14 protein-coding genes are annotated in these 16,455 nt (G+C 66.0%); 8 read left to right on the top strand and 6 right to left on the bottom strand.

Annotated features, from left to right (window positions below):
- Positions 1–13 precede the first annotated feature (13 nt).
- The 5 genes from ACXJL8_RS12355 to ACXJL8_RS12375 form a co-directional block, all read right to left on the bottom strand.
- Positions 14–1,276: a Zn-dependent hydrolase gene (locus ACXJL8_RS12355; protein WP_456623469.1), complete on the bottom strand. Its 1,263-nt coding sequence runs from the start codon at positions 1,274–1,276 to the stop codon at positions 14–16.
- 5 nt (positions 1,277–1,281) lie between these two features.
- Positions 1,282–2,163, bottom strand: a complete 882-nt coding sequence (locus tag ACXJL8_RS12360; RefSeq protein WP_456623468.1) for an alpha/beta fold hydrolase — start codon at positions 2,161–2,163, stop codon at positions 1,282–1,284.
- Between the two features lie 11 nt (positions 2,164–2,174).
- Positions 2,175–3,314, bottom strand: coding sequence for a pyridoxal phosphate-dependent aminotransferase (locus ACXJL8_RS12365; RefSeq protein ID WP_456623467.1), 1,140 nt, complete (start codon positions 3,312–3,314; stop codon positions 2,175–2,177).
- Between the two features lie 12 nt (positions 3,315–3,326).
- Positions 3,327–4,106 carry an SDR family oxidoreductase gene (locus ACXJL8_RS12370; RefSeq protein WP_456623466.1) on the bottom strand — a complete coding sequence of 260 codons (780 nt, stop codon included), beginning with the start codon at positions 4,104–4,106 and terminating at the stop codon, positions 3,327–3,329.
- 67 nt (positions 4,107–4,173) lie between these two features.
- Positions 4,174–4,812 carry a GntR family transcriptional regulator gene (locus ACXJL8_RS12375; protein ID WP_456685050.1) on the bottom strand — a complete coding sequence of 213 codons (639 nt, stop codon included), beginning with the start codon at positions 4,810–4,812 and terminating at the stop codon, positions 4,174–4,176.
- 344 nt (positions 4,813–5,156) lie between these two features.
- Between ACXJL8_RS12375 and ACXJL8_RS12380 the strand changes: the two genes are divergently transcribed.
- From ACXJL8_RS12380 to ACXJL8_RS12405, 6 genes are read left to right on the top strand one after another with little or no spacing between them, the layout of a single operon-like run.
- Positions 5,157–5,993 (top strand): ABC transporter ATP-binding protein, encoded by an 837-nt coding sequence (locus ACXJL8_RS12380; RefSeq protein ID WP_456623464.1) that lies wholly within the window; start codon positions 5,157–5,159, stop codon positions 5,991–5,993.
- Positions 5,990–6,784: a class II aldolase/adducin family protein gene (locus tag ACXJL8_RS12385; protein WP_456623463.1), complete on the top strand. Its 795-nt coding sequence runs from the start codon at positions 5,990–5,992 to the stop codon at positions 6,782–6,784. Before ACXJL8_RS12380 ends, ACXJL8_RS12385 begins: the two co-directional genes overlap by 4 nt.
- A gap of 23 nt (positions 6,785–6,807) precedes the next feature.
- Positions 6,808–7,824 (top strand): ABC transporter substrate-binding protein, encoded by a 1,017-nt coding sequence (locus ACXJL8_RS12390; RefSeq protein WP_456685051.1) that lies wholly within the window; start codon positions 6,808–6,810, stop codon positions 7,822–7,824.
- A complete protein-coding gene (locus tag ACXJL8_RS12395; protein WP_456623461.1) occupies positions 7,821–8,636 on the top strand; it encodes an ABC transporter permease in 816 nt (271 codons plus the stop codon). Before ACXJL8_RS12390 ends, ACXJL8_RS12395 begins: the two co-directional genes overlap by 4 nt.
- The gene (locus tag ACXJL8_RS12400) at positions 8,633–9,391 is read left to right on the top strand and encodes an ABC transporter permease (protein WP_456623460.1); all 759 of its coding nucleotides are present in this window, start codon (positions 8,633–8,635) and stop codon (positions 9,389–9,391) included. Before ACXJL8_RS12395 ends, ACXJL8_RS12400 begins: the two co-directional genes overlap by 4 nt.
- A 4-nt stretch (positions 9,392–9,395) precedes the next feature.
- The gene (locus ACXJL8_RS12405; protein ID WP_456623459.1) at positions 9,396–10,700 is read left to right on the top strand and encodes an LLM class flavin-dependent oxidoreductase; all 1,305 of its coding nucleotides are present in this window, start codon (positions 9,396–9,398) and stop codon (positions 10,698–10,700) included.
- Positions 10,701–10,850: 150 nt separating this feature from the next.
- Here ACXJL8_RS12405 and ACXJL8_RS12410 read toward each other — a convergent pair whose 3' ends face one another.
- The gene (locus ACXJL8_RS12410) at positions 10,851–11,483 is read right to left on the bottom strand and encodes a hypothetical protein (RefSeq protein ID WP_456685052.1); all 633 of its coding nucleotides are present in this window, start codon (positions 11,481–11,483) and stop codon (positions 10,851–10,853) included.
- Positions 11,484–11,847: 364 nt separating this feature from the next.
- Between ACXJL8_RS12410 and ACXJL8_RS12415 the strand changes: the two genes are divergently transcribed.
- The gene (locus tag ACXJL8_RS12415; protein ID WP_456623475.1) at positions 11,848–14,022 is read left to right on the top strand and encodes a TonB-dependent receptor; all 2,175 of its coding nucleotides are present in this window, start codon (positions 11,848–11,850) and stop codon (positions 14,020–14,022) included.
- A gap of 187 nt (positions 14,023–14,209) precedes the next feature.
- A partial coding sequence (locus tag ACXJL8_RS12420) for a spermidine synthase (protein ID WP_456685053.1) occupies positions 14,210–16,455 on the top strand: 2,246 nt, incomplete at its 3' end.

Genomic DNA, 16,455 nt, shown 5'->3' on the forward strand with positions numbered 1-16,455 from the left:
TCATTGCAGTTTCTCACATGCCTGGGGCAAAGAGCTGCCCGGCAAACGCAAGCCCATGCAAGACCTCCGCCAGGACCGAGGCACCGGCGGCGACATGGGCAGGCTCCGCCCATTCGTGCTCGACATGACTGGCACCGTCCCGGCAGGGGATGAAGATCATTGCCGCCGGACACAGCTTGCTCAGATGGCGCGCGTCGTGGCCGGCCGCCGACAGGATGGCCATGGCCGGGACGTCCTGGTCGCGCGCGGCCCGTGCGATCCGCGCCCGCAAGCGCGGATCGAACGCATTGGAGGGCGCGTCGACCAGCGGCGTCACCGTGACCCGGCACGGCGGCGCATGCCGGCTGCAGAGCGCCGCGATACGCGCGCCCGCCGCCCCAAGGACAGCATTGTCCGGATGGCGCAGATCGATGCTGAAGGTCACCCGCGACGGCACCACCGACGGCGCGTTGGGTTCGACCGTGACGCGGCCGATGGTGAACTTGATGTCGGCATCGATCGCGCCGATCTCGGCATCGAGTGCGGCCGCCATCCGGGCGAACGCGGCGAGCGCATCGCGCCTGTCCTGCTGAGCCAGGGTCCCGGCATGTCCTTCGGCGCCTTCGACCACCACCTGAAAGGTCTTCTTGCCCTGGATGCCGGTGACGACGCCGATCGTGCATGCCGCCGCTTCCAGCAAGGGGCCCTGCTCGATGTGCAGTTCGAGATAGGCGCCGACGGCAAAGCCGAGCGGCCTGTGCGGCAGATCGGGAAAGGCCGCATGGAGCCGGTCCAGCGCCTCGCCGACGCTGATGCCGCTGGCATCGCGCGCAGCGCGAATGGCCGCAAGGCTGCGCTCGCCCGCAAACGCTTCCGAGCCCATCATGCCGGGGGCGAAACGACAGCCCTCCTCGTTCATCCAGGCGACCACGATGACGTCACGCACCGGCATCTCGCCCCGCGCGGCGAGCGAGGCGACGACCTCGAGCGCCGCCATCACGCCGGCCGCACCGTCGAACTTGCCGCCGGTCGGCTGGCTGTCGAGATGGCTGCCGACCAGCAGCGGCGGCGCCGCACGGTCACGTCCGGCGAGCGTGAGGAACAGATTGCCGGCCGCGTCGGTCGACGCCGTCAGGCCCGCTTCCACCGCCCAGGCGATCACGCGATGCCAGGCCGCGATTTCACCATCGCTCAGGGCCTGACGGTCGACACCACCGGCGGGCGTCGCCCCGATCTCGGCCAGCGCCATCAATCGCGTCCAGAGCCGATCGGGATCGATCAGGGAGTTGGCAGCCATCGGTCTTACTTCGTGCGCATGATCTGGCCCGGCAGCGCGCGCGGATCGCGCGGCAGCCAGCGCCCGGCCTCGACCTGGGCCAGGAATTCGGCGAGCAGCGCGTTGAACGCCGCGGGCTCCTCGAGATTGAGGGTATGGCCGGTCTTGGGAAACACCGACAGGCCACAGGCCGGAAGCGTCTTCTTCAGGAAGATGCCCGGCTGCAGGCAGTGGTCGTCCTCGTCGCCGACGACGACCAGCGTCGGCACCATGATTTTCTTCAAACCGTCTTCGAGATCGTAGAAAGACGGCCGCCGCGCCTGCACGCCGCGCATGGTGTTGGCAGCACCACGATCGGAATGGGTGGCGAGGCGATCGGCGAACTCCTGCCAGCCGCGCGGATCCTTGTTCTGGAATTGTACGCGGCTCGCGCCCAGCGCGTAGATCTTGGAGAATTCCTTGGCGCCCTGCTGCTCGAAATTGTCGGCAACCTCGAGCGAGACGCCGCGAAAATAGTCTTCGTGCTCCTTCTCGCAGCCATAGCCGGCGCCGGCGACCGTGAGCGACAGCGCACGCTCCGGCGTGCGCAACCCGAAATGCACCGTGCAGAAGCCGCCCATCGAAAGCCCGACGATGTGCGCCTTCTCGATCTTCAACGCATCCAGCACCGCAACCGCATCGTCCGCGGCGAGCGCCTGCGAATAGGCCTCCACGCTCTCCGGCACATCCGATGGCGGATAGCCGCGTGCGGCGTAGGTGATGCAGCGGTGACGGCGGCTGAAGTAGCGGAGCTGCGGCTCCCAGCTGGCGTGATTGCCGCCGAATTCATGGATGAACAGGATCGGCGTGCCCTCGCCCGCCTGCTCGACATAGAGCTTCACGCCGTCCTTGGTCGTGATCATCGTCATCGGCATCGTCCCTAGAATTGCGGCGGCAGGTCGTTGAGCATGCGCGCCTGCGCCACCATCTCCGGCAACAGCGTACAGAACTTCTCGACCCAGCCTGACGGCACGGAGGTCGAGACCTTCACGAACCGGTCGCCGAAACGCTGCGTGTGGTAGGTACCCTGGCGGATCATGATGCCCTGCCGGCGATAGCATTCGACCAGCGCCTCGGGGCGGATCCCCGCCGCGATGGTCTCCAGCACCAGGAAATTTCCGTGCGACGGCATGATCGGCAGCGCCAGCCCTTCGATCGCGGCAGCGGCTTCACCGATCATGGCCTTGTTGGCCCGGTCGATGCTCCGCACCCTCTTCATCCATTCGGCCTTGACCGAAAGACCCGCCTGCGCCGCGCGCTGGGCAATCACACTGGCACCGAGAACGCTGGTGGAGACCTGTGCCAGCTCCTCGAACAGGTCAGGCGCGGCCACGAGTGCGCCGATGCGCAAGCCGGCGAGCCCGAGCCATTTCGAAAAACTCATGGAGACGACGGCGCCTTGCGGCGCCACGTGCAGCGCCGGGGTGTGGCCATCGGCGAAATCGCGGTAGGTGCAGTCATGCACCAGCAGCGCGCCGCAATCGCGCGCGATCGCGGCAAAGCTCTCGATCTCCTCGCGCGTATAGCGGATGCCGAGCGGATTGTTGGGATCGACGAGATAGATGATCGCGGTGCGCTCGTCGACATGGGCCTTCAGCGCCGCGGCCGTCAGCCGGTAATTGCAGGCGGGATCGTAGATCGGGATCTCGATCACCTCGGCGCCCTGCTGGCGGGCGAACAGGCACGGCCATTTCCAGGTCGGATCGGTGGTCACCAGCGTGGTGCCGGGCTTGCAGCGCGCCCGGCAGATCATCGCCAGCGCATTGACGCCGCCTTCGGTGACGAGCGCCTCCGCACCGGGCGTGCCGAGATCGGCGACGATCGCGCGGCGCAGCGCCTCGAAGCCGAGCGGCGGGGCATAGGCGTTGAACTCGCCCTGCTCGATCGAGCGCAGCATCGCCTCGCGCACCGCGGGGTGGCTTTCGATGTGGTTGGTGTTCTGGCCGAGCCAGTAGAGCCCCGGCGTCGCCGACAGCTCGTCGAAATAACGGTTGCGGATCAGTGCTGCGGATTCAGGCATCGCTACGCCGCCTCAGATCACGGAGCCGCGGGAGGCGATGCCGCCATCGATCGTCACCACCGTGCCGGTGATGTAGGCGGCCCTTGGCGAGGACAGGAAGGCGACCAGATCGGCGACCTCCTCCGACGTCGCCGGACGCTTGCCGGGATATTTGTCGAACAGCTCCTCCCAGCGGCTCTCGTCGCCGAGCATGTCGATGGATTTGCGCTTCATGATCTTGAGCATGCGGTCGGTGGCGACCGGCCCCGGATTGACGGCGACGACGCGCACGCCGTGATCGAGGCTCCTGCCGCCGAGCGCCTTGGTAAAGGACATCAGCGCCGCATTGCCGGTCGAGCCCGCGATGTAGCTCGCATCCCAGTTCTCACCGGAATTGCCGATGATGTTGATGATCACGCCGTCCTTGCCCTTCATGCGCGGATAATAGAGGCGCGACAGCGTGATGTAGCCGAACACCTTGAGGTCGAAGCCGCGGCGCCAGGCGGCATCATCGAGGATCTCCAGCGATCCGGCCGGGATATCGCCGGCATTGTTGACGAGGACGTCGATGTCGCCGACCGCGGCGGCGAGCTGCTCCATCGCCTCGGTGCTCGACAGGTCGAGCGCATGAACGGTGACCTTGATGCCATGGCGCGCCTCGAGGTCCCGCTTGGCCTGGATCATGGCCTCGCCGTTCCGGGCCGCCAGATGCAGGTGGCACCCTTCGGCGGCGAACACCTCGGCGACCGCAAGCCCGATACCCTTGGACGCACCGGTGACCAGCGCCGTCTTGTTCGTGAGCTTCAGTTCCACGCAACGTCTCCAGAATGCAAATCTTGATATACAATATCAAGCAATTTGCATACCAAGAGCCGGCTGGTCATTCGAAGGCGGCCAGGAAGTCCAGCAGATTGTCGCCGAGCAGGTTGACGTGATCGCGCATCGCGCTGTGCGCCCGCTCCGCGTCATGGGCGAGGATCGCCTGCATGATCGCCTCGTGCTCACGGATCGTATCGGCGATCCGGTTCGGCATCCGCGTCACCCGGCGCCGATAGGCCGCCACCTGATTGCGCAGCTTGCGGGTCTGGTCGGCCAGGAAGGCGTTGCGCGAGGCCTCGTAGATCGCCTCGTGGAATTCCTGATTGATATCGTAGAACAGATCGATGCCGCCGGTCTCGCTGGCAGATATAAGTCTCTGATGGATCTCTGAAATCTCGTCACCCCAGGCCTGCGATACGCGCCGTGCGGCAAGCCGGGCGCAGAGCCCTTCGAGCTCGGCCATGACCTGGAACATCTCGATCAGCGCCTGCGCCTTGATGGCGCGGACGGTCGCGCCCTGCCGGCCGCGCAACTCGACCAGATTGTTGGCGGCCATCAGGCGGAACGCCTCCCGCACCGGCGTGCGCGAGACCCCGAAGCGCTGCGCGATCTCCTGCTCGTCAAGCCGGCTGCCAGGCTCCAGATGTCCCGCCGCAATCGCGCCCTCGAGCTTCTGACGCAGGCTCTCCGCGAGCGTCATCCCGGCCCCCACGGACAGCAGATTGTCACCATTTTTGGCACGACCGCCTCCGCTTTGTGCACCAAGGCCCGTCATCTTGTTCCTCAATATTCGATTCACGTATACAAATTCAGGCCAAACTCCACCGAACCGACCTGATTTCGCGCCGGGAAGCCGGCGACTCATCCGCATTAGACAGCGAAGTCCGGCAAATTTCATGCCTATTCCGCCGAAACTGCCGCTGGCACACGAGTTGCTAAGAGATTTCAGGACCGGCGGCCTTCGTATGCGCAAGGCGGCCATCATTATACAAGGCAGCCAATCCAGTGCCGGCCGCGCGCCAGACCCAAGCCCAGACCCAAGCCATGCCCGATGGGGCCTCGCCGAACGGGGCGCAAAAGCCCGCGCCGCTGCTCGAGCTGGGCGCGGTGAGCAAGACCTACGGTGCCGTGACCGCGTTGGCGGGCCTGACCGCCAGCATCGCCCCCGGCGAGTTCGTCACGGTGGTCGGTCCGAGTGGCTGCGGCAAGAGCACGCTCTTTAATATCGTCGCAGGACTGGAAGAGCCCGATGCCGGCGGCATCCTGCGCTTCGAGGGCAGGAGCTGCCATGCCGCCGACCTGCTCGGCCGCGTCTCCTTCATGCCGCAGCGCGACCTGCTGTTTCCCTGGCGCAACGTGATCGACAACGCCATCCTCGCGCTCGAGGTCGAAGGCGTGCCGCGGGCGGAGGCGCGCGCCAAGGCGCTCAAGATGCTGCCCGAGTTCGGCCTCGCCGGTTTCGAGAAGCAATATCCCCATCAATTGTCCGGCGGCATGCGTCAGCGCGTGGCCTTGATGCGCACCTTCCTGTTCGAACGCGACTTGATGCTGCTCGACGAGCCGTTCGGCGCGCTCGATGCGCTGACGCGGGCGATGATGCAGCGCTGGCTGCTCGACGTCTGGCAAAAGTACCGGCGCACCATTCTGTTCATCACCCATGACGTCGACGAGGCGATCTTCCTCGGCGACCGCGTGCTGGTCATGACCGCCCGCCCCGGCTCCGTGAAGCTCGAGCAGCTCGTCGATCTGCCGCGGCCGCGCCGGCCCGATATCGTCACCGCTCCCGAATTCATCCGCCTCAAGCGCACGCTGCTCGACGCGATCGAGGAGGAGAGCATGAAATCGTTCCAGTCCACAATCGCACAGGAGAAGGCGACGTGAATCCCTCGTCAGCGAGCCCGGTGCTCCCGGCCGCCGCGCGGCGGTTCGATCCGGCCGAATGGGAGGCGCGGGTCAGGCTTGCCGCCTGCTACCGCATGGTGGCGAAGCTCGGCATGGACGATCTGATCTACAATCACATCTCGCTGCGCGTTCCCGGCCATGACGACCAGTTCCTGATCAATCCCTACGGCCTGCTGTTCGACGAGATCACCGCCTCGAGCCTGGTGAAGATCAACACCAAGGGCGAGACGCTCGACGATACGCCGCACAGCGTCAATGTCGCGGCGTTCGTCATCCATGCGGCGATCCACCAGTCGAGCCATGACGCCGCCTGCGTGCTGCACACGCATTCCGACGCCAGCGTCGCCGTCTCCGGCCAGGAAAAGGGCCTGCTGCCGCTCAGCCAGTTCGCGATGCGCTTCTACGAACGGCAGGCGTTCCACGACTACGAGGGCGTCGCCATCGATCTCGACGAGCAGGCGCGGCTGGTGCGCGATCTCGGCCCGCACAAGGTCATGCTGATGCGCAACCACGGCATCCTGACCGTCGGCCGGACCGCGGGCGAGGCCTTCATGCTGCTGTATTATTTCGAGCGTGCCGCCCGCATCCAGCTGCAGATGCAGGCCGCCGCCGCGGCAGGCGCCAGGCTCGTGATCCCGCCGCACGAGGTCTGCGAGAAGGCCGCGCGGCAGTTCTGGGAGTTGCAGGGCGACATCCTCGTTCCCGGCGAACGCGAATGGCCCGCTCTGATGCGCCAGCTCGACCGCACCGATCCATCTTATCGCGATTGATTTTCACCGTCTGGAGTATGACCATGTTGAGCCGACGCCACGCCTTCTCCGTCCTCTCCGCCATCGCACTGGCAACCGGCTCGCTTGTCGCGGCGGCGCCCGCGGCCGAGCCGCAGAAGGCGAGCCTGCGCCTGAAATGGCTGCCACAGGCGCAGTTCGCGGGCTTCTATGTCGCGGCCGCCAAGGGCTACTACAAGGCGGAAGGAATCGATCTCACCATCAATCCCGGCGGCCCCAACCTGCTGACGGAAAATCTGGTTGCAACCGGCGCCGACACGTTCGGCCTGTCGGGCGGCACCGWCAGCGTGTTCGCGGCCCGCGACAAGGGACTTCCAATCGTCTGCATCGGCGTGTCGCACCAGATCACGCCGTTCATCTTCGTCACCCGCAAGGACGGACCGGTCAAGACGCTCCAGGACTTCAAGGGCAAGACCGTCACCACCTGGTTCACCGGCGCCAACCACGTGCTGAACGGCATGCTGGCCAAGGAAGGCATCAAGGCCGACGAACTCAAGATCCAGCCGCAGCAGGTGTCGGTGACGCCGTTCGTCGACGGCAATGTCGATGTGATCACCGCGACCTATTATAACGAGTTCTACACGATCCAGTCGCGGATGCCGAAGGACAGCCTGAAGACCTTCGTCGCCGAGGATTACGGCATCACCTTCCCGCGCGACACACTGATAGTCTCGGAGACGACGGCGAAGGAGAAGCCGGAGCTTGTCAAGGCGTTCCTGCGCGCGTCGCTGAAAGGCTGGAAGGACGCCTTCTCTGATCCCAAGGGTGCCGTCGATACCGTGATGGCGGTAGCCCCGACGCTCGACCGCGCGCAGCAGGAGTTCATGCTCACCGAAGTGAAGCGTCTGATGACCGCAGGCGCGGCCGCGAAGAACGGGATGTTCTGGATCGACGCCGATGCGGTCAAGACCGCCCACGACTTCTTCCTCAAGTACGGCGTGATCTCCAAGCCGCTCGATCTTGCCGCCGCCTATGACGCCAGCTTCATCCAGAGCATCCCTGCGGCGGACCGGCTGCCGTGAGCAGCCCTGCGGCGACATCGCTTGGTGACGGCCGCGCGAGTGCGCGGTCGATCACGATACCGGATTGGCTGCGCAAGCTGATCCGGCTCCTGCTCGGTCTCGCGGTCGCGGCAGTCGTCTGGGAAGGCGCAGTGCTGCTGTTCGGCATCCGGCCCTATTATCTGCCGCGGCTGAGCACGATCCTGATGACGATGGCGGCGACGCCGCGCCCCTATATCGACGGCTTCCTGCGCACGCTCGCCGAAACGCTGATCGGCTTTGCCGCCGGCGGCGCGTTCGGCGTGCTCGCCGGCATCGCGTTCTTCCGGGCACGCGCGCTGCGCGAGATGATCTTTCCGATCTTCGTGGTGTCGCAGACCATTCCCGTGATCGCGTTCGGCGCGCTGGTGGTGCTGTGGTTCGGCAACACGCTGCTCGCCAAGGCAGTGATCGCGTTCTACCTCACGTTCTTTCCGGTCACCGTCAACACGTTGCTCGGCCTCGAGACCGTCGATCCCAGGCAGGTGGCGCTGATGCGCAGCTTTGGCGCCTCCAATCGCCAGCTCCTCATGCGCCTGCAGCTTCCGACCGCGCTGCCGCAGATCTTCGTGGCGCTGCGGCTCGCCGCGTCCCTGAGCCTGGTCGGCGCGATCGTCGGCGAGTGGTTCGGCGACACCACCGGCCTCGGCGTCTTGCTGCTGCAAGCCATGTTCACCGAGAACGTGGTGGCGATCTGGGGCGCGCTGCTCGCAGCCGCCCTGCTCGGCACCGGCTTCTATGCAGTCGTCGCCGCGATCGAGCGGCGCCTGGTGTTCTGGAGCGCCGAGCAATGAACGGCGCGCTGACGTCCTCCTCGCTCGCCGTGCAGCGCGGCATCCTCGGCGCCGTCATCATGGTCGCATGCTGGGAAGGCGCGGCACGCGGACTGCATCTTCCGGCCTATATCCTCCCTGCCGTCAGCGACATCCTGGCCGGCGTCTGGTCGAAGCGCGCGCCGCTCGCGGATGCCGCCGGCTACACCCTGCTCGAGGCGCTGGTCGGCTATGGGCTCGGCTGTCTGATCGGCATTGGCCTCGCGGTTGCGATCGCGATGCTGCCAGCGCTCCGCGCGGTCATCCTGCCGCTCGCCACCGCGATCAACTCGGTGCCCGTGGTCGGCTATTCCCCGCTGATCCTGCTCTGGTTCGGGATCGGCATCAGCTCGAAGGTCGTGATGGTGGCGATGGCGGTGAGCTTCACCGTGCTGCTGTCGACGCTGGCGGGGCTCGATCGCGTCGATCGCCGCGCCATCGACCTGATGCGCAGCTTCGGTGCCGGCCGCCTCGGCATCCTGTGGCGGCTGAGGCTGCCGACCGCGCTGCCGCTGCTGCTCGCCGGCATGCGCGTCTCGACCGTCCGCAGCGTCATCGTCGCGATCGTCACCGAGATGCTCGGCGCCGAGGGCGGCCTCGGCTGGGTGATCTACCAGGCCGTGCTGCAGATCGATTTCGTGCAGGTCTGGTCGGCGATCTTCGTGGCATCGGCGGCGAGCCTCGCCTTCTTCGGGCTGATCGGCTTCCTCGAACGCAGAATCCTGTTCTGGAGTTAACGCCATGAAACGGCAAATGCATCTCGGGCTGTTCATCCTGGGCACCGGCAGCCACGTCGCCGGCTGGCGCTATCCCGGCGCGGTCGACAGCTTCCAGGATTTCGCCGCGATCCAGGAGATCGGCCGCACCGCCGAGCGCGGCAAGTTCGACCTGATCTTCATGGGCGACAATCTCTACGCCGATGCAAGCGCGCATCCCTCCTACACGCTGCGGCTGGAACCGCTGACGATGCTGGCTGCGCTCTCGACGTCGACCAGCCATATCGGGTTGGGCGCCACCGTTTCCACCACCTACAGCGATCCGTTCACGGTCGCGCGCGTGTTCGCCTCGCTCGATCATATCAGCAACGGCCGCGCCGCGTGGAATGCGGTGACGACGGCAAATCCGGCAACCGCCGCCAATTTCGGCACCACCCATCCCGACCACGCCCGCCGCTACGAGATGGCAGGCGAATTCCTCGATGTCGTCAGCGGGCTGTGGGACGGCTGGGCCGACGACGCGATCGTCGCCGACCGCGCCAGCGGGCTCTACATCGATCCCGCCAGGCTGCGATCGATTGATCACGACGGCACATTTTTCAAGGTCAAGGGCCCGCTCAACATCGGCCGCAGTCCGCAGGGTCATCCGGTCGTGCTCCAGGCCGGCGGCTCCGAGGCAGGACAGGCGCTCGCCGCGCGCACCGCGGATATCGTATTCTCGGTGGTGCAGGACATCGGCGAGGCCAAGGCCGGGTATGCGTCACTGAAGGACCGCCTGCCGGCGTTTGGCCGCAAGCCGGAGGACGTCACCGTGTTGCCGGGCGTGATGCCCATCGTCGGCCGCACCGACAAGGAAGCGTTCGAAAAGCTCAATGTGCTACAGAGCTTCGTCAGCGGCAGCAACGCAATCGCCATTCTTTCCGATCGCTTCGGCCGGGACATGTCGGCCTACGACCTGGATGGACCGGTTCCCGATCTCGAGCCGTCCGACAGCTATCACAGCTTCGCCAGCGTCATGCTCGCCAAGGCGCGGCGCGAGAACATGACGTTGCGCGATCTCTACAATCTCACCGCCGCCGCACGTGGCCATTGGGTGCTGTGCGGCTCGGCCGAGCGCATCGCCGATACGCTCCAGCAATGGTTCGACGACTACGCCGCCGACGGCTTCAACGTGATGCCGCCGTATTTCCACGAAGGTTTCGAGGATTTCGTCCAGCTCGTGGTGCCGATACTTCAGGAGCGAGGCCTGTTCCGCACCGACTATCAGGGAACGACACTGCGCGACCATTTGGGCCTGTCGCGACCGAGGAATGCGCTTTTCCCAACATGAAGGCGAGCACGAAGACCTTGAACCTGGGACCCGCCGATTAAGAGGCAGCCACGGGTTCAGAACAATCAATGACTTTCCGGTCGCACCCGTGGTCGCACCTTTGGGCTTATCCGACCGACAAAGGCATTCATTGCACGAACGCCGGGCCAGTTAGTCATATTGCGGCGTGTGCGAGCTTCCATGTCTCACCGCGCTTTCCACAACCRTTTGCCCGATTGGGGGCGCGCCCTCGCCTTGCTTTGGGAGTTTCAACGTCTCGCTGACGTCGCCGCGCGCCATTGTCACCTCGCGGCCATCCACCGAACGAAGCCTCCAGCCTTGATAATCCTGGCCGACCTTCAGACGCAGCGTGGCCTTGCTTGCCGGGTCGACAAATATCCCAATACTCTGGTCGCCGCCGCTAACGGTTCCGACCAGCGAAAGCTGCAGCTCAACTTGCGGCGGGCTTGGCGGCGGTGACGCCGCCTCCGGCGCAGCTACCGAAACGGCGGCCGGCGGCGGCCGGCGCGATGCCGAAAAGATCGGTCGCTCGCGCGTGTCCGACAGGGTCGCGAACGGGACTGCCCAGAGCGGATTGCCCCTCATCGCGTCGCGCCTGATGGGAGGCTGCGATAGCGCGGCAGGGTTGACTGCCGGTGCCGACGTCGCGGGTGAATCCCAGAGTGGGCGGCCGGACTCCGGCCCGACGAGGCCTGGCACGTCGACATCCGAAAAATCCGCCGGCAGCGCCGAGGGTGAGCCGGAAACACCGAGCAAAGGCGCCAGCACAAGCGCGAGCCGCACGGTTATCCGCCGCGCCGCCCTATGCCCTCTCATGTTCCTCGTCATTGGCCAGTCGACAGCAACGCGCAAGATTCTCAGTCAAGAAAGCTGGCGGCCTGGGTACGCAAGACAAGCGGGGGCTTGCCAGGCAGAGCTCGCCGAGGGGAGCAAGCTTATCGGTTGCCGATGTGACACCTGTGCGAAGCGCCGGTCACCTCCTTGATGTTTCCACGGCCTGTTGCGATCCCGGCATTCCGCTGCTTCACATGGCCGTCTGGGGCCAGTATGATCTTGTTGCTGCATCGTCATACTCACCCGCTATGATCTGACCTTGCTGAACTGGTTGTCGTGCGGAGGCGTGGAAGTGCGTGGGGCCTTGTTGCGGATGTTTTCCGCCGCTGCATCGTCCGCGCTGTGCGCGCTTCCGGCCGCGGCCCACGAGCGCAGTGCCGGCGCGCCCGCCGAGCTTCCGCCGGTCACCGTTGCGGCGCCAGACCATCAGCATCCCAAACGGCTCGCCCGCAAACGACCGCCGAAAGGCGGGGATCCGCGCAATCAGCCCGCCGCTCGCACCGACAACACGGCCGAGGGCGGCGCCGCGGCCGGTGCGGCGTCGGTCGGCTCGTCCACCTTGCAGCCCACCGCCGCCAGCGCGATCCGCATCAGCGGCCGCGAGGTCAACGCGGTGCCGTTCTCGCGGCCCGGCGAGGCACTGGAAGTGGTGCCGGGCCTGATCGTCACCCAGCACTCCGGCGAGGGCAAAGCCAACCAGTACTTTCTGCGCGGCTTCAATCTGGATCACGGCACCGATCTTGCGATCAGCGTCGACGGCATGCCCGTCAACATGCCGACGCATGGGCATGGGCAAGGCTACGCCGACATCAATTTCCTGATCCCCGAGCTGATCCAGTCGGTCAACGTCCGCAAGGGACCGTATTTCGCCGACCAGGGCGACTTCGCATCCGCCGGCGCCGTGGCGATCGACTACGTCAACAAGCTGCCGAACAACATCGCGGAGATGACCTTCGGCAGTTTCGGCTATCGCCGCGCACTGGCAGCGGGATCGACCGCGGTGGGTGCCGGCACGCTGCTGGCGGCGATCGAAGCGAACAAGTATGACGGACCGTGGGACGTGCCGGACGATGTCCGCAAGCTCAACGGCGTCCTGCGCTACAGCCAGGGCACTGCTACCGACGGGTTGACGCTGACGGCGATGGCCTATTCCAACGGCTGGAATTCGACCGACCAGGTTCCGCAACGCGCGATCGACCAGGGCCTGATCAACCGTCTCGGAACGCTCGATCCGACCGATGGCGGCACCTCCAGCCGATTCAGCCTGTCCGGTAACTGGGCGCAGTCGAGCGAGTACGGACAGACCAGTGTCAGCGCCTATATCGTGCGCTCCGACCTGCGGCTGTTCAACAATTTTACCTACTTTCTCGACAACCCCGTCAATGGCGACCAGTTCAGCCAGCTCGACGGTCGTACTCTCGGCGGCTTCGATGCGCGGCATGCGTTCGACTGGCGCTTCGCCGGCCTCGAATCGCAGACCCGCGTCGGCGTGCAGAGCCGCTATGACGATATCCATGTCGGCTTGTTCAAGACCGAGCAGCGCTCATGGCTCTCGACCGTGCGCGACGACCGCGTGCAGGAGGGCAATGTCGGCCTCTGGACCGACACGACCACGCGCTGGACCGACTGGCTGCGCACCACGGTCGGCATCCGCGAGGATTTTTTCGCCGGACACGTCCTCAGCGATACGCCGGAGAATTCGGGCAACGCGCAGGCGTCGATGGCGAGCCCGAAGGCCGGTCTCGTGCTCGGCCCCTGGTACAAGACCGAGTTCTACGGCAATGCCGGCTACGGCCTGCACAGCAACGACATCCGCGGCGCGACCATCTCCGTCGATCCCAACGACAAGGTAACCCCGCTCGACCGCGTGCCGCTGCTCGTGCGTTCTCGCGGCGCCGAACTCGGCATTCGCACAAGGGTGATCGAGGGTCTCACCAGCTCGCTGGCAGTATTCGTGCTCGACTTCGACTCGGAGCTGTTGTTCGTCGGGGACGCCGGCACAACGGAGCCGAGCCGGCCGAGCCGCCGCGTCGGCATCGAGTGGACGAACCAGTACAAGCCGTTGCCGTGGATGACGGTCGATCTCGACGTGGCCCAGACCCACGCCCGCTTCACCGATTTCGACCCCGCCGGGGCCTATATCCCCGGCGCACCGGCGTGGGTGGCCAGCAGCGCGATCACGCTCGGCGGCGACACCGGCTGGTTCGGTGCGCTGAAGGCGCGCTATTTCGGTCCGCGTCCTCTCATCGAGGACGACAGTGTCCGTTCGCGGTCGTCGCTGATCTTCAATGCGCGCGCCGGCTACAAGTTCGACAATGGCCTGCGGGTGCAACTCGACGTGCTCAACCTCTTCAACGCCCAGACCAACCAGATCGAGTATTATTATCTGTCGCGATTGCCCGGAGAGCCCATCGACGGCGTCGCTGATCGCCACGTCCATCCGGCCGAGCCGCTGGCGGTGCGGCTGACGGTGGCGGCGAGATTCTGATCGCATCAGACTCGCGGGGCCACGCCGACCGGCTTTCAAAGCAACCGGCACCGACCGGCCGTCACAAATACTATAAAAATCTGACACAGCGCGGATGCTTTGATTGACTGAGAGCACGAGTTCGGCCGACCCAAGACCCCGGCTCCGACCGCCCAGCCGGTCGCGTTCGAAACAGGAGTGAGGGGGAATGCAATCTGAGCCGGACAGCACCGCGGTCGCTTCGGCAGAGCGGTTCGGGTACGTGGTGCAGGACGAGGCTGCATCAGTGCGTGCTCGTCAGGCTGCAAGCCACGGCTGGGCGCTGATCCCGATCGTGACGGCGTCGGGCTTTGCGGGCCTGGGCTACGAGATCGTGTGGACGCGCCAATTGAGCCTTGCGCTGGGCACCGAGATGATGGCGGTGCTTGGCGTCATTGCCGGATTTTTCGGCGGCCTGGCCCTGGGCGCGTTCGCGCTTGATCGGCTGATCCGCCGCTCGAGATCGCCATGGCGCGTCTATGCGATCGTTGAAGCCGTCATCGCTGTTTGGGGCCTGATCAGCGTCTGGCTCCTCCCCGCAGCCGGCCGGGCCCTGTCACCTCTGCTCGGCACCGAACCGTCTCCCGTCCTGCTCTGGGCCGGCAGCCTGGCGCTGCCAACGCTGGCGTTGCTCCCCGCAACGATGGCCATGGGCGGGACCCTGACCGCCCTGGAACGGATGACGCGCGAAGCGCGCTGCGAGGCCCGCGTCACGGCAGGCGTGTATGGGGCGAACACGGCCGGGGCCCTGGCCGGAACGCTCGCCTCCACATTCCTGCTGATCCCGGCGCTGGGATTTTCGGGAACGCTGCTCTGCCTCGCCGGCGTCAACGCGTTCTGCGCCCTGGCCGCGCTCGCGCTCGGATCGAGGGCGGGCCAAGCCGATGCCGAAAACCAGCGGCCGGAACGAATTCGAGACTTGCGGCTCACGATCACCCTGTTTGCCACGGGACTGTTCGGAATCGCATTCGAGGTCCTCGTGGTCCGGCTCGCCGCGCAGGTGATGGAGGACACGGTCTACACTTTCGCTGGCTTGCTGGCCGCGTACCTGCTCGGCACCGCCGCGGGGAGCCTGCTCTGGCAGCGGACCGGGCGAGATGCGAATGATGCAAATCTCCGCGGACTGCTCGCCGCAACGGCGTTCGCCTGCATCACGACTGCGGCGCTTGCGCCCTATGCCGGCCGCCTGGCCGAGATCGCATCGCCTGCGGACGTATACGGCGAACTGGCCGTGGCGATATCGCTCTTCCTGATACCCGCGACGGCGATGGGCGCACTGTTCGGCCTGCTGGCGCAACGGGTGAGCGATCAGCGTGGCTCCGTCGGAGCGGCGGTCGGCATCAACAGTCTTGGCGCCTGCATCGCGCCGCTCGTGGCGGCGCAATTCCTGATTCCGGCCTTTGGCGCATGGATGGCGCTGCTTCCCGTCGCGCTGGGCTATTTGCTGCTGCTGCCGCCCGGCCGACCGGCATTGCTGTGGTCCGCCGCACCGCTGGTCTTCGCGCTCGTCCTCTGGCTCAATCCTCCGCCATCATTGACGCGCGTGCCGCCGGGTGGAGCGCTGCTTGCGGTCCGTGAAGGGCCGATGGCGACGGCCAGCGTCGTCGACGATGCCGCAGGTACGCGCTACCTCGAGGTGAACGGGCATTTCCGCATGGGCGGGACGAGTTCAACGCGATCCGACTACAGGCAGGCGATGCTGCCGCTGTTGCTTCACGAGGCCCCGCACCGGGCCTTGTTCCTGGGCATCGGTACGGGCGCCACCCTGGTCGGCGGCGCGCAGATGCCTGGTGTCAGCGCGCGCGGCGTCGAACTCTCCCGGGAAGTGGTGGACCTGCTGCCCTGGTTCGTCAATCCGCCGCCGGCTTCCGCGCCGCGGGTGACCGTGGCGGATGCCCGCCGTTACGTCGCGGCGGATACCGGCCAGCATGACGTGATCATTGCCGACCTGTTTCATCCCGCGCTGGACGGCAGCGGCGCGCTCTACACCATGGAACATTTCGGAGCCGTGAAACGCAGGCTGGCGCCCGGAGGGATCTTTTGCCAATGGCTGCCGCTGTATCAGCTCGATCTGCCCTCGCTGCGCACCATTATCCGCGGCTTTCTCGACGTCTATCCCGACGGCTCGGCCTGGCTCAATCACTACAGCGTCCGCACACCGATGCTTGCGCTGATTGGAACGAGGGATGGCGGCCGTCTCGATACGGAGGCGCTCGCCGCGCGGCTCCGCGATCCCGCGATCAGGCACGTTGTGCGCCCGCTTGGTTTCGAGACACCGATCGATCTGCTCGGCCAGTATCTCGGCGGCCCGCACGCGCTCTCCGCCTTCGCCGGCGAAGGTCCGCGCAATACGGACGATTATCCGTTCGTGACGTTCGATGCGCGGCGAAACGTCCGTGCACTCAGGGCAGAACC

Source organism: Bradyrhizobium sp. P5_C11_2 (genome assembly GCF_054049755.1).